This is a genomic window from Mucilaginibacter sp. McL0603, assembly GCF_049992945.1.
In the GTDB taxonomy this organism is placed as follows: Bacteria; Bacteroidota; Bacteroidia; order Sphingobacteriales; family Sphingobacteriaceae; genus Mucilaginibacter.
On sequence record NZ_CP188251.1, the window covers coordinates 2,020,162 to 2,037,611 of the forward strand.

16 protein-coding genes are annotated in these 17,450 nt (G+C 42.2%); 8 read left to right on the forward strand and 8 right to left on the reverse strand.

Going from position 1 to position 17,450, the window contains the following annotated elements:
- Window positions 1-216 precede the first annotated feature (216 nt).
- Window positions 217-825, forward strand: a complete 609-nt coding sequence (locus ACPPVU_RS09450; RefSeq protein ID WP_426671450.1) for a sugar O-acetyltransferase — start codon at window positions 217-219, stop codon at window positions 823-825.
- Between the two features lie 126 nt (window positions 826-951).
- Here the strand turns inward: ACPPVU_RS09450 and ACPPVU_RS09455 are convergent, their stop codons facing one another.
- Both ACPPVU_RS09455 and ACPPVU_RS09460 read right to left on the reverse strand, forming a co-directional pair.
- Window positions 952-1,788 (reverse strand): ATP-grasp domain-containing protein, encoded by an 837-nt coding sequence (locus ACPPVU_RS09455; RefSeq protein WP_426671451.1) that lies wholly within the window; start codon window positions 1,786-1,788, stop codon window positions 952-954.
- Window positions 1,789-1,872: 84 nt separating this feature from the next.
- Window positions 1,873-4,497 carry a non-ribosomal peptide synthetase gene (locus tag ACPPVU_RS09460; protein ID WP_426671452.1) on the reverse strand — a complete coding sequence of 875 codons (2,625 nt, stop codon included), beginning with the start codon at window positions 4,495-4,497 and terminating at the stop codon, window positions 1,873-1,875.
- Window positions 4,498-4,707: 210 nt separating this feature from the next.
- On the opposite strand from ACPPVU_RS09460, the gene ACPPVU_RS09465 reads away from it, so the two are divergent.
- The 5 genes from ACPPVU_RS09465 (at window position 4,708) to ACPPVU_RS09485 (ending at window position 7,976) form a co-directional block, all read left to right on the forward strand.
- Window positions 4,708-5,811, forward strand: coding sequence for a Gfo/Idh/MocA family oxidoreductase (locus ACPPVU_RS09465; protein ID WP_426671453.1), 1,104 nt, complete (start codon window positions 4,708-4,710; stop codon window positions 5,809-5,811).
- Window positions 5,811-6,743 carry a DUF5996 family protein gene (locus ACPPVU_RS09470; RefSeq protein ID WP_426671454.1) on the forward strand — a complete coding sequence of 311 codons (933 nt, stop codon included), beginning with the start codon at window positions 5,811-5,813 and terminating at the stop codon, window positions 6,741-6,743. Before ACPPVU_RS09465 ends, ACPPVU_RS09470 begins: the two co-directional genes overlap by 1 nt.
- 54 nt (window positions 6,744-6,797) lie before the next feature.
- A complete protein-coding gene (locus ACPPVU_RS09475) occupies window positions 6,798-7,127 on the forward strand; it encodes a hypothetical protein (RefSeq protein ID WP_426671455.1) in 330 nt (109 codons plus the stop codon).
- Window positions 7,128-7,194: 67 nt separating this feature from the next.
- A complete protein-coding gene (locus tag ACPPVU_RS09480; RefSeq protein ID WP_426671456.1) occupies window positions 7,195-7,548 on the forward strand; it encodes a hypothetical protein in 354 nt (117 codons plus the stop codon).
- 227 nt (window positions 7,549-7,775) lie between these two features.
- A complete protein-coding gene (locus ACPPVU_RS09485) occupies window positions 7,776-7,976 on the forward strand; it encodes a hypothetical protein (RefSeq protein WP_426671457.1) in 201 nt (66 codons plus the stop codon).
- A 91-nt stretch (window positions 7,977-8,067) separates the two neighbouring features.
- On the opposite strand, the gene ACPPVU_RS09490 is transcribed toward ACPPVU_RS09485, so the two are convergent.
- Together ACPPVU_RS09490 and ACPPVU_RS09495 are read right to left on the reverse strand one after the other, a co-directional pair.
- The gene (locus ACPPVU_RS09490) at window positions 8,068-8,448 is read right to left on the reverse strand and encodes a hypothetical protein (protein WP_426671458.1); all 381 of its coding nucleotides are present in this window, start codon (window positions 8,446-8,448) and stop codon (window positions 8,068-8,070) included.
- Between the two features lie 146 nt (window positions 8,449-8,594).
- Complete coding sequence (locus ACPPVU_RS09495; protein WP_426671459.1) at window positions 8,595-9,104, reverse strand: DUF3347 domain-containing protein; 510 nt, start codon at window positions 9,102-9,104, stop codon at window positions 8,595-8,597.
- A 121-nt stretch (window positions 9,105-9,225) separates the two neighbouring features.
- Here ACPPVU_RS09495 and ACPPVU_RS09500 point away from each other — a divergent pair, with 121 nt between their 5' ends.
- The gene (locus ACPPVU_RS09500) at window positions 9,226-9,879 is read left to right on the forward strand and encodes an HAD family hydrolase (RefSeq protein ID WP_426671460.1); all 654 of its coding nucleotides are present in this window, start codon (window positions 9,226-9,228) and stop codon (window positions 9,877-9,879) included.
- 20 nt (window positions 9,880-9,899) lie between these two features.
- Here the strand turns inward: ACPPVU_RS09500 and ACPPVU_RS09505 are convergent, their stop codons facing one another.
- Both ACPPVU_RS09505 and ACPPVU_RS09510 read right to left on the reverse strand, forming a co-directional pair.
- Window positions 9,900-10,562 carry an NAD(P)-dependent oxidoreductase gene (locus ACPPVU_RS09505; protein WP_426671461.1) on the reverse strand — a complete coding sequence of 221 codons (663 nt, stop codon included), beginning with the start codon at window positions 10,560-10,562 and terminating at the stop codon, window positions 9,900-9,902.
- 88 nt (window positions 10,563-10,650) lie between these two features.
- Window positions 10,651-11,868, reverse strand: coding sequence for an ROK family protein (locus ACPPVU_RS09510; protein ID WP_426671462.1), 1,218 nt, complete (start codon window positions 11,866-11,868; stop codon window positions 10,651-10,653).
- 274 nt (window positions 11,869-12,142) lie between these two features.
- On the opposite strand from ACPPVU_RS09510, the gene ACPPVU_RS09515 reads away from it, so the two are divergent.
- On the forward strand, window positions 12,143-12,826 hold the full coding sequence (locus tag ACPPVU_RS09515; RefSeq protein ID WP_426671463.1) for a porin family protein: 684 nt from the start codon (window positions 12,143-12,145) through the stop codon (window positions 12,824-12,826).
- Between the two features lie 63 nt (window positions 12,827-12,889).
- On the opposite strand, the gene ACPPVU_RS09520 is transcribed toward ACPPVU_RS09515, so the two are convergent.
- Together ACPPVU_RS09520 and ACPPVU_RS09525 are read right to left on the reverse strand one after the other, a co-directional pair.
- Window positions 12,890-14,356, reverse strand: coding sequence for a PAS domain S-box protein (locus ACPPVU_RS09520; protein ID WP_426671464.1), 1,467 nt, complete (start codon window positions 14,354-14,356; stop codon window positions 12,890-12,892).
- A 316-nt stretch (window positions 14,357-14,672) separates the two neighbouring features.
- On the reverse strand, window positions 14,673-17,066 hold the full coding sequence (locus tag ACPPVU_RS09525) for a glycoside hydrolase family 3 N-terminal domain-containing protein (RefSeq protein WP_426671465.1): 2,394 nt from the start codon (window positions 17,064-17,066) through the stop codon (window positions 14,673-14,675).
- Between the last annotated feature and the right edge of the window lie 384 nt (window positions 17,067-17,450).

Here is a 17,450-nt window from a genome sequence, read left to right on the forward strand (position 1 = left end):
TGGTTTTGTCCCCGGGATAATTCTGGGAGACATAATCTGTAAAAAGATAAGCAGGGCACCAAAGGTATAAAATCGTTGAATTAATCGTTCTGCCTTAAAGAGGGGATACAGGCGGTATACGAAAAGTGAAAAAAGAAGTCGGCAGATCAATGAATTTTTACTGAACCTAATTGACTGCTATTTGTACATATTGATGATACCTGATCGTGATTAATTATGAACCAAAAAGAAAGAATGTTGGCCGGGCTCCCCTATAAAGCGTGGATGGATGGATTGGCAGAAGAACAGCTGGAAAACAAAAAAAGAATTTACGAATACAATCTTTGCCGGCCTGACGAAGGTGAAAAGATTGAAAGAAGCATAAGGGATATTCTTGGAAAGGCCGGAAAAAACGTGTACATCCTGGCACCTTTTCATTGTGATTATGGCAGGCATATAGAAGTGGGGGATAATTTTGTTGCAAATTATAATTGCGTTATACTGGATGTGGCAAAGGTGGTGATAGGGGATAATGTGATGTTTGGTCCCAATGTTTCGTTACTAACCGCCGGGCATCCTATTCATCATGAGTCAAGAAACTCGGGCTATGAGTATGGCATTGGCATCAGCATCGGAAATAACGTATGGATAGGCGGACATACTGTTGTAAATCCCGGGGTGAGTATTGGGGATAATGCGGTGATTGGCTCGGGTAGTGTGGTGACGAAAGATATTCCTGCCAATGTGGTTGCAGTAGGCAATCCGTGCAAGGTTTTACGGACGATCACAGAAGCAGAGAGAGATTATTACCATAAAGACAAAAAATTTGATGTTTCAGACTATTGAATCCAGATAAGATCCTTTAATTATTAACTATGAAAACATCCGGCAATTTTTCATGGTGTGATTTTATTCGTGCGGGGCAATTGGCGTAGGCGCATTGCCTGCCTTTTTCATCTACTGCAAAGCTATTTAATTTTTTGGGGAGGGTAGATATTTTAAAAAGGAAAAGAAAAACATACTGAAACTTCCGCCAAACCGGGGATTAATCTCGAAGACATAGGGTTTTCCGTCAATCTCTTTGTAATTAAAACAGCAAAGCCCTTCAAAGCCAATCGCGCTAAGTATATTCCCAAAGAGATCAAGATGCGGGCACTTGCATAATTTATTACATATAAATTTGTCTACCCCTTTAACATAAGTGAGCGAAGAGAAAATATAAATAACATTTAAAGCGGCCACTACCTTGCCATCCTTGAATAAAAGATGCGTTGTATATTCCTTCCGCCCCGGAACGATTTCCTGGCAAAAATAATCCGGATCATTGATCTCACTTTTATATTTTTCTTCTTTTTCAAGTGTATCTATCACATAGCAATTTTGTCCCATGAGCGCTACCTTTTTCTTCACTATATATGGGATAATAAGGTTTTTACCAGCCCTGGGCATATCATTTTCAAAGCCCTTTGCCGCTAAAGTTTGATAAAACAGATATTTATCATCGCATATATCAACCGATTCCATAGTAGGTGTAGGTATGGGGTTGTTTTCGGCTAATTCCCGGTACGAAATCAGCTGCCGGAGATTATACATATTTAATGGCACCACCAGGTCATTCTTTTTGATGTTCTCAGGCGTAAACTCATCAAAACTGATCTGGTGATGAAGGAAGCGAAAACTTTTTTTGATATCCTCTTCGCGTTCAGCATTTTGAGAAAATAAGATTTTGATCCTGCGTTTTGAAAATAGCGCACGGAAAGTTTCATAAGCCAAAAAGGCGAACTTATTAATCGTTGCGTCCCAACGCATTATTTTGAAAACAATTTTATTTTTATTGTCAGAGGTCATCCAGTTTATAATGGCGTTGTTGAATAAGAATTTAAACACCGGCTTTTATATGGGGTTTTTAATCCGGCATAGTTGGGGATTCTCTTTCAAATATGATTCCACGATCGCGACTACATCCTTAACAGCAGGCTGTTTAAAAAAGTTGACATGTTTGGTGTCAACGATATTAACGAAGACTTCGCCGTTGATGTGTTTGCGCCACAGTTTTTTGAATATGGAATTGCGGTAAACCTGTACTTTTTTAAATTCCGATGGGTGGCCGTCAGGACTGGATTCATAGATCAAGACCATGTTGCCGTTGTATTTATAAGCAGGTTCGTATTTTTCATGCAGTTCCAACACCTTTGTCTGCGTTTCAATATCCACTTTCACATCTTGTCCTTCCTTTTCTCCTTTTATTGCTAATTTCAGAAGATGAGGAATACGGGTATGCAGATATTTGAATTTATTACCCGCACTGATACAATTGAAAACCCTGATCTCATCACGCATCCGGCGACTAAGCAGCATACCTTTTGAGGGGAACGCCGGGAAATAACTTATCGCCATCAGCAACCCTATTTTATTATTGGCTTGCTCCAATTGTACTGCAACCTCTAATATTGTCCTTGCACCCATGCTATAGCCGATGAGGCCGTAAGGACCCTCGGGGTAAAGCTGTTTCATGAACGGAATGAGGTATTCAACATACTCCTGTAAGGTATTGAAAGGGAAATGTTCGTTGTCTTCGGTGTAAATAATGCCGTACAGCGGGTTTTTTTCCTTGAAGCTGCTGACAAAATCATTAAAAATTGCCGGATAACTGCTCCATGGCGGGAACAGAAATAACGGCATCCCTTCACCTTCTCTTAACAGGAAAACAGGGCTTACCTTATCTACCGCATGGGAATCAATTTTTTCTGCCAATTGGCGGATCGTAGGCAGCTGATATAAACTTGCTATAGTCACATTGGCCCCGGTTGTGGTATTTATCTTATTAATAGCATTGATGGCTACCATTGAACTTCCACCCAGATCGAAGAAGTTATCATCAATACCGATACGTGTTATATTTAAAACTTCCTGCCATACCTTTGCCAGGTTTTTTTCTGTATCGGAAACGGGAGCTGCAAAATTTTCAAGTTGTGGGCGATCACTTTCATTCGGCATTGGCAGCGATTTGCGGTCGATCTTGCCATTTGAGGTTAAAGGGATCGCTTTGACGCCTACATAATACGTTGGTACCATGTATGCCGGAAGTTGTGCTTTAAGGAAGTTCCTTAGTTCGGCCGCTTTTGCATCTCCGGTGGTATAGGCTATCAGTTCCTTTTCCTGTCCGCTTACCACGCGTGCTACTACCACTGCCTCTTTTACGTTGCCATGCGTTTGCAGTACCGCCGATATCTCGTCCAACTCAATGCGAAAGCCACGTATCTTTACCTGGTCGTCAACCCTGCCCATGCATTCGATATTGCCATCCGGCATCCAGCAGCCAATATCGCCCGTTTTATACATCCGTTCGCCAGGCCTGAATGGGTCGGCCACAAACTTCTCGCTGGTCAATTCGGGACGGTTCAAATAACCCCGCGTTACGCCCGTACCTGCAATATGCAGTTCCCCGGCAACGCCTACAGGGATTAATTGCCCCCGCTCATTCAGAATATATACATATTCCCCGATAAGCGGCTTTCCGATATTAACTTTGGTACTTTCGCGTACAGGCAGCCATGTGCTCCAGATGGTAGCCTCGGTAGGGCCATATACATTGAGCACTGACACGTGCGGCAGTTCTTTGCGCAGGTCCTTATACATCTTGTCGGGCAAAGCCTCGCCACCGATCATCAGGATATCCAAACCGGATAAGGAATCATAGCCCGAACTGGCTGCGGAAAGCTGATTAAGGCGCGAAGGAGTAAGTTGCAAAATATTGATCCGATGGTCTTGTAATTGGGCCAGGATTTGTAAAGGATCGATCTCGTCCATTACCCGCACATGCACCCCGATACTTAACGTACACAGGAGTTCCAGTACCGAAATATCAAATGTGTAGGTGGTAAGCGCAGCAAGCTTCATTCCGGGCAAAAAGCCATAGCAATTGGTAAGGTTTTGGTTGAAGCAGGCCAGGTTGCCGTGTTCCACCATGACCCCCTTTGGCTTACCTGTAGAGCCGGATGTATAGATCACATAAGCCAGGTTGGAAAGCCCGCTGATGTAAGGAAGATCCTGCTTACTATAATTGTTTTGCTGCAGCTTAAACTTGTCGAGTTCTTTCGGGGTGATCATTACTTTGCACTTGCTGTCTTCCAGCATATAAGCAATACGATCCTCCGGGTAAAGCGGGTCAACAGGAACATAGGCAGCTCCCGATTTGAGTACGCCCAGCATAGCGATCACCATCCATTCACTTCTGTCTAACAACAGGCCGACAAGGTCATCGGCTTTAATATCATAATTGGCGCGGAGGTAATTGGCCAGCTGGTTGCTCTTTTCATTAAGCTCCCGGTAGCTGAGTTCTGTTTCCTTAAAGGCCAGTATCTTCATATCCGGGTTTTGAGCCGCTTGTTTTTCAAATAAGGCCACAATTGTCTCATTGGCAACATAGCCCGTATTGATATCATTGAACTCTTCTATTAGCTGTCGCTTTTCTTCACGGGTAACCAGGTTTGTTGATGTTAGAGTCTTATTTTGCATTGCGCATCTTCCCCCAATTTAGAACATTAAGCATTAAATACTATTTTATTGTTTGTGGGGTATAGCGGCTATATACGTAAACTAAGTTGTGAAAGTTCCCCGCAGAATGAAACTCAAAAAAGACTTAATTTTGCTTTAAAAGGATAAGATAACATATTAGGGCTGTAACTGTTATATTTACGTATCTATAATGCATAAATTTTTCAGACAATGAAAGTATCCGGTAATTTTTCACGGCGCGATTTTATCCGCACTGGTGCCATCGGTGCAGGCGCACTGGCCTTGGGCAATCCATTTGATTTATTTGCGGCAAAGCCTGCTAAGAAGCTGGGCATAGCCCTGGTGGGTTTGGGTTATTATAGTTCCGGGCAATTGGCTCCGGCGCTGCAGCACACTCAAAACTGTTACCTGGCGGGGATAGTTACCGGGCATCCGGCAAAAGCCGAGGCCTGGAAAAAACAGTATAATATTCCTGATAAGAATATTTACAACTATGAGACCTTCGACCAGATCGCCCATAACCCGGATATTGACATCATTTATGTGGTTCTGCCTGTATCTATGCATAAGGAATATACCATCAGGGCGGCAAAGGCAGGCAAGCATGTGATATGTGAAAAGCCGATGGCGCTTAATGCGAAAGATTGCCAGGAGATGATCACCGAATGTAAAAAAGCCAATCGTTTGCTCTCCATAGGCTACCGTCTGCATTTTGAACCGCATACATTAGAGATCATGAAGCTGGGGCAGAAACAGGTTTACGGCAAGGTAAAATCTATCGATACCGGCAACGGCTTCACCTATCGCGGCGATCCGAATGCATGGCGATTAAAGAAAGCAATGGCCGGCGGGGGCGGGCTGATGGACATGGGTATCTATTCTATACAAGGCACGCGATATACTTTAGGCCAGGAGCCCATAGCCGTAACTGCTACGCAGGAAAAAACAAGACCGGACTTTTTTAAAGAGGTAGATGAAACAATATTTTGGGAATTGGAATTTCCCGGAGGGTTTGTGGCAAAAGGTAAATCAAGCTATAACCATGATTGGAGTTACCTGCATGTAGAAGCTGAGCGCGGCAAATTTGGACTGGAGCCAGCTTTTGGATATGGTGGTATTGATGGCTATACCTCAAAAGGTCCTATGAACATACCACAGATCATACAGCAAGCCGCGCAGATGGACGATTTTGCCACTTGTGTAGTGCAAAACAAGCAATCGCGCGTGCCTGGTGAGGAGGGGCTGAAAGATATGAAAGTAGTGGATGCGATCTACCGCAGCCTGGATTCGGGCAAAAAAGAAAGGATAGTATAATGGCTGATCAGACTAATACCTGGCCCAAACTTGCATTTGAAAACTGGAAGGATACGCTGGCTACCGTACACCTGTGGACCCAGATAGTAGGTAAAATACGCTTAAAGCAAATGCCCTGGCTAAATCACTCGTGGCATGTTACGCTTTACGTAAGCGCCAATGGTTTAACTACCGGGAGTATACCTTATGAGGGCGGCGTTTTTCAGATCGATTTTGATTTTATACATCATGCCGTTCATATCATTACCAGTGCGAGCGGCGTTGCCAGGGTACAGCTTTATCCGCGAAGCATAGCTGACTTTTACCGGGAACTGTTTGAAAAGCTGGAAAGTGTAAATGTAGATGCTTACATCTACGCAGCGCCAAATGAGGTTGATCCGGCTATCCCTTTTGCATTGGACGAAACCCATAAATCATATGATGCTGAACAGATGCACAACTTTTACCTGGCATTGGTTAAAATTCATAATGTGTTTACAAAATTCAGGGCGAGTTTTACGGGGAAGTGCAGCCCGGTGCACTTTTTTTGGGGAGCATTTGATATGGCAGTCACCCGTTTTTCAGGCCGACCGGCACCTTTACATCCGGGCGGGGCACCACATATGCCCAAAGCTGTGATGCAGGAAGCCTACTCACACGAGGTAAGTTCATGCGGTTTTTGGCCGGGGAGTGAGCAGTTTCCGCACCCGGTATTCTATTCTTACTGTTACCCCACACCGCCCGAATTCAGCAGGCAACCGGTTAAACCCAACGAGGCATTTTTTAGTGGCGAAATGGGCGAGTTTATGCTGCTTTATGAGGTAGTGCAACGATCGGACAACCCTGAGGATATGCTGATGCAATTCCTCCAAACCACCTACGAGGCCGCCGCCAATACCGGGCATTGGGACAGGAAGGCACTAGAGTGTGATTTTACGAGGTTTGAAAAGTGAATCTATTACATGTAGCGTTAAGGCTTGAGTTATCGTATATGCAATAAAATTAATATGAAAACATTGATGTTTATTTTTTGCATAAGCTTATTAGTTGTAATTGGCTGTAAAAAGGCCAATGAAAATCTGTATCAAAGTGAAGGGGTAATAACCGGGTATGATTATCGTATGTGCGCTATATGCGGAGGTCTTGAAATAAATATTAAGAACGATACTTCCAAAAATCCACCTCCATTTTATGAAATTAATTCAAGTTTGGCCCAATTAGGTATAAGTGAAAATACTAAATTTCCTATGAATGTTAGCCTAAATTGGAAACATGATACCGGAGTTTTAGGCTCTTACCATTATATTACAGTCTCAAAAATAATGGTGATCAAATAATTTACTTGTCTTTTTTTATGGCATTGACGTGTTTGATTTCCTGTTTTTATGTGATAGATTTGGCCCGATGAAATTCATTGCCACTATATTGATCTTATATTTCGGCTTGCTGATGTTGCAGCCCTTTTATACTATCGATGTAGCTATGGCCAAACCCATCAAGACCTGCACCGGTGCAATGTGCAGCAAGATGAAAAGTCAGCATAACCATAAATCGCCATGTAGCAATTCTGCCACCTGCAATACTGATTTTTGCAATCCGTTTGTACCCTGCGGAATTTCAATAGCTTACCGGGCATTACACATCAACTTTGTGAACCCGGTGCTGGAGCTCTCAAAAAACCAGAAACCAACAATTAATGATGATATAACTTCTGACTATTTAGCTGATTGTTGGCGCCCGCCCAAGCTATTGTCCTGAATATCGAAATTTAGCCTCACCTAGATCCTCTCCAAAGGAGAGGACTTTGAATGCTTTTATATAAATAACTGTACTGTAAACCCTCTCCTTTGGAGAGGGCAGGGTGAGGCATCGGGATAATTTATTAAACATTTAAAAATTCTTAAAAATGAAACCATCATGAGCGCCTTTATGAAAGGTTAATAATTGCTCATGATAGCTTCATTTCCATTTAAAAAATTATAAAAATGAAAAAGATAAGCTTAGGCGTAGCGGCAATATTATTGACCGGCGCAACTGTATTTGCAAACGGACCTGTTACTAAAACTGATGCCACAAAGGTAAAGCAGGAATGTCAGGGTAAATGTTTGAAAATCTTCAAAACCGGAACATGTAAGAGCGATAAAGCTTGCTCTGATATGAAAACCTGCGGAGGTAAGTGTTCATAACATTTGCGGAATGCTAAAAATGAAAGGCTCTGGGTAACTACCTGGAGCCTTTTTTGTTACTATATCAAGATTGAAAATACTCTTAATTTTTTTACTTGTTAACAGGCGCCGCACTCAGTATACTATCTACAACAAAAACACTAACGCCCCGCCATGGTAATGTGTGCAGGTATTCACGATAATGAAGTTCGAGAAAAGAACCGGCATGGGCGTTGAGTTTTTCCGCTACGCTTTTGCTGGTTACAGAGAACATAAACTCATTGGATTCGATAGTGCCGGCTACCTGCGTTTTTATTCCGGATTGGATCAGCTTTCCCTCATAGGTTTTAAACATATAGCCCTTTTTTACAAAGTAATTTAACTGTCCGGCCTTAACCCCCTCGCCAAATACGAAGTAATAGCGATAGTAAAAAATTCCAATTATTAGAAGAAGTACAACAAGGCTGATTATTGTAATTGTTTTTCTTTTCATGGCTTATTGAAGTAGTATTTGAAGGGCTGTGAGGTATTAAGTTAGATATTGATAAAGATAGAAAATTTAATTACGATGTAATCAGCGTGCCAATAGATATGCTGATTAAATGTAGATACTCTAATTAATGCATTATAATCACACTCTTATTTTACTGCTTTCATCGTCTCCTTTGTCACCCCGCATTCGATCATCTTTTTACCATAATAGGGATTTTTGATGGTGGCTGATTCACTGATCCATGATTGCTTTGCCATTGGGCAGTATTGTTTGTAAACAACAATATCATTTGCCGGGAAAGCTTTTAATACGGCATACATATCGGCTGACAGGTCGCCAAAATGTTCACGCTGATGTGCAATAGCCGTTGATTCACCTATGTGTTCGCCATTGAAACGCAGCTTTTCAGCATATTTCGTCCATTCAGATTTTTGTTTGGCGTTCATCTGGTCTACAGGCACTGCTTTAAGTGCGGCTGTGAATTTTTTGGCCTCATCATTAGCAGCTTTGCTGTTATCAGCAGTCAATGCATTCTTGATGCCGAGATAGCTTTTTAAAACATTATTTACGGCTGCGTTTACATCAGCAGGACTGGCTTGTACTTTATTTATCGCTATAAACAGGATGATAGCGATTAGATATTTGATTGATTTCATGGGATATTATTTTTTAGTAAAGATATTGTGTTTATGAATAAACGCACAATGCTTACAATAATTTGACGCTGATAATAAAGATCAGGATTGCCGCAAAAATAAATCTGCTATTTTTGCGGCCATGCAAACAAACGGTAACTCATTAAAAAATAAATTCGATAGTATCATTTTTGACCTTGACGGTACCCTTTGGGACTCGACAGGTAACGTAGCCCTTGCCTGGGAAGATGCCCGTAAACAAGTAGACTATGTGGTTGAACCTATTACGGTAGAACGTGTGAAATCAATAACCGGCATGCCATATGATGTGATATTTGAAGTATTACTGCCCGATCTGGATGTTGAAAGGCGTGACTATTTTAAAGCCATATGCGCACAAAGCGAGATAGATATATTGCATGCAAAAGGAGGGGAGTTGTACCCCGGTTTGGCGGATGCCATAAAAAAACTGGCGGGCAAATACAAGCTTTACATTGTGAGCAATTGCCAGAGCGGTTATATCGAAACCTTTTTGAGCCATTGCCCGGTTGCCGAATATTTTTTAGCCCATCAGTGCTATGGTACCAAGGGTCAGCCTAAAGCTGAAAATATAAAGGATATTGTAAAGGATCATCAGTTGCAATCGCCGGTTTATATTGGTGATACAATGGGCGACTATACATCAGCCAAAAAAGCTGGTGTGCCATTTATTTTTGCTGATTACGGTTTCGGCAAGGTTGAAAACGGGCAGGTAGCAACCATCAGTAGCCTGGGTGATCTGGTAGAAATATTATAAGCACGTCCTTGCGAGAAACTTTAATCCAACTTGTCGGAAACAACAGGGCATTGCTTGTTATACAGGTTGTTTTCTAAAACATCCAGCATAAACAGGGCTACGCTTCTGCGACTGACAGTTAAAGATGGTTTTGGCGTATTATTTAAAGTGATCTTTATTCCCTTCTCTTTTTCAGAATCGGTGAGCCCTACCGGACGTACTATGGTCCAATTCGTGTCAGAATTTTTCAGCATTGCTTCCTGTCGTTCATGCTCCTGGTAGGGGTAACGGATATTGCTGTGATCAATGAGCCATCTGAACCAGAATGGGATATCACTTTTTGTTTCAGCAACACCCCATGCGGTGGTAATGATGATGCGCTTTATATGTTCTTTTTTAGATGCCTCCAGTACCTTTTGCATGGACGCAGATAAAAAGTCTTTCGAAGTGCGCAATTTAGACCAGGGGAAATCAGACATGCGGGAAATATTTAACGTACTTAATACGGCGTCGCAGCCTGCCATGGACTCGGCAAGTGTGAATATGTTTAGCGGTGTTCCCTCATAGGCGTTTACAAGGTTGGGGTTCATGCTTAAGCTGCCTTTATGGCCCACCAGCACGTTTACGCGATGACCCCGTTTTAGTGCTTCGTTAACCAGTATTCTTCCAGTTCGGCCCGTCGCACCTAAAATGAGGATATGCATGATATATCAATATAAGTGATAAAGGCGTCAAATATAGAAGTTATTGAGTCAAAGTAAAAAGGGGTTTAAATTAAAAGAAAGTAAAATTTTAGTTCAGAACCGATGATATAGTTTTTACCTCTTTATCAAAATTTTCCATCATCAATACTGCCGAACCTATCAGTTCAGCATCGAAGCCAAGGTTTGATATCAGCAACTGAGTGCTTTCTGCCAGGCGTGGTATGCAATACTTGTGTAGCGCCTGCTGGATAGGCGCCAGTAGTATTTTGCCCGCACGCGCCCCGCGACCACTTAATACGATGGTCTGCGGATTCATGATATGGATGAGTATGGCCAGGGCTTTACCTATTTTGTAAGCCGCGTCCGAAAGCAGTTCGATAGCAAACTGGTCGCCATTGCCTGCAGCAGTTAATATATCATCACCTAATGATTTGGACGGAACATCATCCAGGGTTTTTAAGCTGGTAACACGCCCGCTCTTAATTCCTTCTATCGCTTTTTCAACAACTACCAGCATTGACGCCACTGTTTCAAGACAGCCACGCTTTCCGCAGGCACAAAGTTTTTCATCATCAGATAGCGGAATATGGCTAAGCTCACCCGCAAAACCATTGTGCCCTCTAAATATTTCACCATTGACGATCATCCCCAAACCAATACCCCAGCCCAGGTTAATTACCATCACGTTTTGTTGTGCCTTGGCAATGCCGAATCTTTGTTCGGCCAGGGCGATCAAACTCGAGTCATTATCTATATAAACAGGCAAGCCAATTTGGTCTTTCAAATATTGTGTAAGGCTTTTGCCCCCGGCACTAAGATAAGTATAGTTAATACCCTGCCGCACATTGATAAAACCGGGCATTCCCATACCTATACCCGCAATTTTTTCTTTCGGGATACCTGTTCTTATAATGTAATTATTAATGCTTTTAATAAGTGTACCAAGCGCCTCATCACTATTGTGCAGTTTCAGGTCGATCGTTAAGGAATCTGCCACCGGACGGTTTAAAAGATCAAGCAATTGTATACGAGTGGAAAGCTGGTCCATGGCCACTGCCAGGATGTACATGGCATCGGGTTTAATGGAATATAATAAAGGACGACGGCCACCACTTGACGGGGCATAACCCTGCTCAACCACAAAGCCTTCGCTCATCAATTCATTAACTGCCTTTGTTATAGAAGGTATACTTTTATCAAAAAGTTCACTTAGTTCCGCACAAGAAAGCGCCTTGTCAAAATAAAGTTGCTTAACGATCAAATTTTTTAATTGAGCGCTCTTTATTGTCTTAGGTTTAATTTCCATTAAATACGTAGAGTTGGTTAGGTTTATAAAGCCGGAAGACTTCTTAAAATATTTATAAAAGTAGATAATTATAAAGTAATCTGCAAGACGATAAACTGTCAAACCTGCAAATAATTTTAATTATTTATGGGACGCAGCCTTTTGAGTCCAAGTTTCAATAAAATTTGGCTGTATTGAAAAAGTTACAAATGACAGGGTAACCATCAGTTACAAACAAGCGTAAGAGTAAGCTGGGTTCCCCGTTATTTTTGTCGCTGTAACCAAACCTTATAACATGAAGAAAACTCTACTCGCAATTTGCCTTGCTTTGGCAACTACAACAGCTTTTGCACAATTTAATCAAAGCGACTATCCGTCTGTTACGTTTGGCCTCGTAGGGGGTGTAAATGCTGCGTTTTTGAAAACCAAAATGCCCCAGGGCTCAGCCGTTTCTAATAATGTGATATTCCCCGGCTCATTGGGCATAAACGCCGATTTCAGGTTTAACGATTACCTGTCTCTGCGCCCGGGTATATCCTATTCAGGCAAAGGTGGGGACCTGCAGTATATTGAATCGGTTTCTGCACCTTTTGGAACTATGGATCAAACCGTGGATCAGAAATTTGCGTTGAATTATATTGAAGTCCCCGTTAATCTAATTGGCCATATTCCGGTGACTGATAGTTTTAATATTTTGATAGGTGCCGGGCCTTACGTAGCCATGGGTTTAAGCGCGAAGACCACTACCACTGTGGGTGATTCTGATCCGGAAACCGATAAATTGGAATTTGGCAACAACGGCGATTTTAAGTCCACCGATTTGGGAGCTGCTACCATGCTCGGTTTTGAAACTTCGAGCGGACTTATTTTTGGCATTAACTATGATATAGGCCTTACCAATATTGCTCAAAACGGCGATTCGAACAACAGCTTAAAAACCGGTACAATCTATGCATCCATAGGTTTCTCATTCCATTAAATATTAGCAACAGATCTGTTTGGTTTCAAGCCATGCAGATCTGTTTTTAGTTCGCGTACAGGATTATAATTCTTTCGGTATTTCAAAGTAAAACGTAGAACCATTGCCCGGTTCACTATCTACCCATATACGTCCGTTGTGTTTCGTTACAATATCATAAGAAATATAGAGCCCTATCCCCAAACCTGAAATTGATGGGCTGGTATCCTCAACCCGGTAAAATCGCGAAAATATTTTTTGCTGCTGGTTTTTTGCTATGCCTATGCCAAAGTCCTTCACGGCTACCTGTATTTTATCATCCGTATCGGTCACTGTCATAATTACTTTATTGGCCCTGGGCGAGTATTTAACGGCGTTGTTCACCAGGTTTATCAGTACCTGTTCAATTCTTTGCCTGTCGCCGTTAAGCATAACGGGATTACCTGGTTTAATTAATTCCAGATCATGCGTGGCAATGGTATCGTTGATAGTAATAATTGTTTCATCAAGCAAATCATTGAAATCAAACACATCAAGATTTAAAGTAAGGTTACCTGTCTGTATCTTTGACATATCAAGTAAGTCGGATACCAGCAACGATAGCTTCCTTGCCTGGTTTACTGCACGTTTTACAAAAATTTTTGATTTGTCTTCCTTTAGTGTTGATTCCAGTAGTTGCAGGTAACCGGTTATACTGGTAAGCGGCGTTTTAAGTTCATGACTGGCAAGGCCTATAAACTCGTCTTTGTATGAATTTATTTTTTCAAGCTGCTCATAGTACAGCTTAATTTTTTCGCGGTTATCTATCTCTTCTGTAATATCACGGGCGATCTTTGAAGCGCCGATTATTGTCCCGGATGAATCCTTAATAGGAGAGACACTGAGCGAGATAGGTATCAGGCTGCCATCTTTTTTTATGCGGATAGTTTCAAAATGCTCCACCCTCAGGCCATCTTTTATTCTCGAAATAATAGTATTTTCTTCATCCAGTCTTTCCGTAGGAATGATCAGCGAAATGTGTTTTCCAATGGCCTCTTTATCTGTATAGCCGAATAACTTATATGCAGCTTTATTCCAGGTTGTAATAATACCTTTTAATGTTTTACTGATAATAGCATCCTCAGATGAGTTTACTATGGCTGCAAGCATGGCCTGTTTTTCTTCGCCTGTTTGTTGTTCGCTGATGTCCCGCGCAATTACAGTGGTTCCTATAAAGTTGCTATCAATATCTTTAACGGCCGATACGGTTAGTGAAATAGGGATATTCCTTTTATCTTTTGTTATACGCCAGCTATGATAATGCTCCACCCGCTCGCCCTGCTGTATTCTTTGTGTAATTTCATCTTCTTCCTGCTTTAATTCATCAGGAATAATTATCGAGATGTTTTTTCCAACTATCTCATCAGTTGTATACCCAAATATCCGCTCAGCAGCCCGGTTCCAGTTAATGATTTCCCCGTCAGATGTTTTATTGATAATTGCATCCTCGGAGTTATCAAAAATTGCATTAAAATTTGAAAAATCGTCAACAGGGATTTGTCTCTCAATCATGGTATTTCTGCGCCTTTTCAGGCTATACTATATTAAAGCGTTTAGATAAAATTTATAATATTCTTATTTAACTAAAATAAAATACTCGTTGAGCCGGGTACATTCCTGATGCGGGAATATTGGTGTAATTAATAGCACCAATGTCGTAATTTTATTTTTGTTGTATATATAATAATGCTATATCCTTAAAAAAGTTTTACTGTACTTCAAACTCTTTCTTCAACCTTATATCTTCATACTTGCAGTCGTTGCAAACGAGCGCAAGTATTTTTTAGACTTCCGAAGTTTTTAAAAACTTCGGAAGTCTGCACATCTGTTATTTTTCTACCTCGAACTCTTTCTTTAGCTTAATATTTTCTGATGAATTACCGATCATCACCTGGAACTTGCCCGGTTCTACGGTCCAGTTCATATTCTTATCCAGTATGGCCAGGTCGTCCGGGTGCAGGGTGAACTCTACCGTTTTCTTTTCACCGGGATTAAGGCCCACACGCTCAAAGCCACGCAGGTCATATTCATATGTAGTTACGCTGCTTAGTTCCTGTTTAAGATATAACTGCACCACTTCATCGCCCTTCACTTTGCCGGTATTGGTAACATCCACAGTTACTTTGATATCACCCTGCTGATGTTCTTTCTCCGGCGATACCTGCAGGTTGCTGAAATCAAAAGTAGTATAACTTAAGCCATAGCCAAAAGGATAAAGTGCACCGTTCACGCTGGTTTTACCCCAGCTATTGGCGCCGCCCTGCCCGGCCTGTGAAGCAGGCTTAAACGGGAAGTTAAATTCTATCTGCCCTGTTGTTTTCGGAAAGGTGATGGATAGTTTTCCGCCCGGATTATTATCGCCAAATAAGGTTTCGGCTATTACTTTGCCGCTTTCTGGTCCAGGGAACCAGGCTTCTAATATAGCCGGCACAAATTTGTTTTCCCAGTTGATGGTTAGCGGTTGCCCGTTTATCATCACCATTACTACAGGTTTGCCCGTAGCCTGTAAAGCCTGTATCAACTTTAACTGGCGGCCTGGCAGGTTAAGACCAGTGCGCGACAAGCTTTCGCCCACACGATCCACATCTTCCCCAACAACAGCTATTACCACATCGGATTGTTTGGCCTGATTTACTGCCGAGTCAATACCCGCCTGTTCCTGTGCAGTAAGCGGAGTTTCGATGATCTCGCTTTCGGGCCAGGTAGCATCAACAATATCGCAGCCTTTGGTGTAAGTAACCTGGCTGCCATTGCCGACATAATTTTTTATCCCTTCCAATACACTGGTAACAGGATTGTGCGATGGGCCATAGCGACTGATGGCATAATTGGTCTCTTTAGCCAGCGGACCTGTTACCAATATCTTTTTAACCGAGCTCTTATTTAAGGGCAACAGGTTATCAGCGTTTTTGAGTAAAACCATACTTTCACGGTTCATTTGCAAACCCATGGCCTGTGCCTGTGGGGTATGTACAATTTTATCGGCTGCCTTAGGGTCTTTCACATAAGGGTAATCAAACAAACCAAGCTCAAATTTTACCCTTAACACATCCGCAACGCGCGAATCCAATGTTTTCATAGACACCTTGCCTTCGCTCACCAATGCACGTAATGGCATAATGTAGGTTTGCGGCATGGTAAAGTTGGTGCGCACGTTTAGGCCGGCCTCTATGGCCTGACGAACGGCTTCTTTAATATCTCCGGCAACATGGTGTTTGGAGTAAAGGTATTCTACCGCTTCACTATCGGACACTACGTAGCCGGTAAAACCAAATTTCTGGCGCAGCAGTTCAGTCAGGAAATAATAGCTGCCGGTTATTGGTTCACCGTTCCAGTCGTTATAGCTGCTCATTACACCCATGGCGTGGGCCTCCTGTATCACCCGGCGAAAGGGGTAGAGGTATATCTGGTACATCTCTCTCGGCGCCACATGCGGGTCGGTACGGGCTGCGCCATCGCGGCCGCCTTTGGGCACACTATAAACTGCAAAATGTTTTAGGGTTGATGCCACGCCTTCTTCTTGTATACCCAGGGTCATTTGCTTGCCCAGTTCAGCTATCAGGAAAGGATCTTCACCATAGCATTCCACCACACGTCCCCAGCGCTGATCACGTGCAGGGTCAAGGATAGGAGCATACACATTAGTATAGCCCAAAGCCTTTGCTTCACGACCAACGGTTTGTCCGGCTTGTCTAACTAAATTTTTGTCCCAGGTACTGCCGATACCGATAGGGGCGGGCAGTGAGGTTGCACGGTCGTGATTTAGTCCGTGGATACCCTCGTTAGTAAAATCAACCGGGATACCCATACGGGTTTCTTCTACAAACCATCTTTGCACAGTATTTATGGCATCAGCATGCTTGCTGTAGGGGTAAGAGTATTGGGTAGAGGCGGCATCAGTTTTTGAGGTCAAATTATTCAGTTCCTCATCAATATTGGCAATCCCGTCTTTCCAAACCTCGTTCTTCCATGATTCGGTCGGCATTTCCTCTTTTAGTACCCGCTTGTAACCGTATAAAGTTGCAAGCTGACAGGTTTTTTCTTCAACGGTCATCTGGCTTAGCAGGTCGGCAATGCGTTTATTTATTGGTTGTGATGGATCTTCAAACACATCCATTTTGCCGTTCTTATTAAAATCGACCCAACCCTTATGGTAAATATTTTTTTGCTGAGCGAATACGAGGGAAGGGAGCAGTAGCAGTAGCAGAGGCAGTTTCGTCATTAGTTTTGGTAATAATAGGTTTTATCAAATATAGAAGAAGTGTAGGAATTTCTCACTCTTGTAAATCAGTATATCCACAGTTTTACAATCAGAGGCAGGGCTTAGATTATTTGGCTAAAGCCCTTTAAATTGTTTTATTATCCGTCCCATAAATGGGACGGCAATGAAAATAATAAACACAAATGGCTTTAGCCTCATAATAAGGAGGTTCTGAAAAAGTAAGCTTTCTTATTTGATTTAGTATTTACTAATTCATATCAATTTAAACCTACTGCCATGCAATCCCCTGCCAAAACCGCTCAGGAATAATAGCGACCCTTTCCACCCAACAGGAGATAGATGTATGATATCCCAATCAACCCAATCTAACCTAATCAACCCAAT

Coding starts and splice junctions, on each gene's coding strand:
- ACPPVU_RS09515 (WP_426671463.1), top strand. CDS start 12,143: ATGAAGAAAACTCTACTCGCAATTTGCCTTGCTTTGGCAACTACAACA.
- ACPPVU_RS09470 (WP_426671454.1), top strand. CDS start 5,811: ATGGCTGATCAGACTAATACCTGGCCCAAACTTGCATTTGAAAACTGG.
- ACPPVU_RS09500 (WP_426671460.1), top strand. CDS start 9,226: ATGCAAACAAACGGTAACTCATTAAAAAATAAATTCGATAGTATCATT.
- ACPPVU_RS09505 (WP_426671461.1), bottom strand. CDS start 10,562: ATGCATATCCTCATTTTAGGTGCGACGGGCCGAACTGGAAGAATACTG.
- ACPPVU_RS09450 (WP_426671450.1), top strand. CDS start 217: ATGAACCAAAAAGAAAGAATGTTGGCCGGGCTCCCCTATAAAGCGTGG.
- ACPPVU_RS09485 (WP_426671457.1), top strand. CDS start 7,776: ATGAAAAAGATAAGCTTAGGCGTAGCGGCAATATTATTGACCGGCGCA.
- ACPPVU_RS09490 (WP_426671458.1), bottom strand. CDS start 8,448: ATGAAAAGAAAAACAATTACAATAATCAGCCTTGTTGTACTTCTTCTA.
- ACPPVU_RS09465 (WP_426671453.1), top strand. CDS start 4,708: ATGAAAGTATCCGGTAATTTTTCACGGCGCGATTTTATCCGCACTGGT.
- ACPPVU_RS09495 (WP_426671459.1), bottom strand. CDS start 9,104: ATGAAATCAATCAAATATCTAATCGCTATCATCCTGTTTATAGCGATA.
- ACPPVU_RS09460 (WP_426671452.1), bottom strand. CDS start 4,497: ATGCAAAATAAGACTCTAACATCAACAAACCTGGTTACCCGTGAAGAA.
- ACPPVU_RS09520 (WP_426671464.1), bottom strand. CDS start 14,356: ATGATTGAGAGACAAATCCCTGTTGACGATTTTTCAAATTTTAATGCA.
- ACPPVU_RS09455 (WP_426671451.1), bottom strand. CDS start 1,788: ATGCGTTGGGACGCAACGATTAATAAGTTCGCCTTTTTGGCTTATGAA.
- ACPPVU_RS09525 (WP_426671465.1), bottom strand. CDS start 17,066: ATGACGAAACTGCCTCTGCTACTGCTACTGCTCCCTTCCCTCGTATTC.
- ACPPVU_RS09480 (WP_426671456.1), top strand. CDS start 7,195: ATGAAATTCATTGCCACTATATTGATCTTATATTTCGGCTTGCTGATG.
- ACPPVU_RS09475 (WP_426671455.1), top strand. CDS start 6,798: ATGAAAACATTGATGTTTATTTTTTGCATAAGCTTATTAGTTGTAATT.
- ACPPVU_RS09510 (WP_426671462.1), bottom strand. CDS start 11,868: ATGGAAATTAAACCTAAGACAATAAAGAGCGCTCAATTAAAAAATTTG.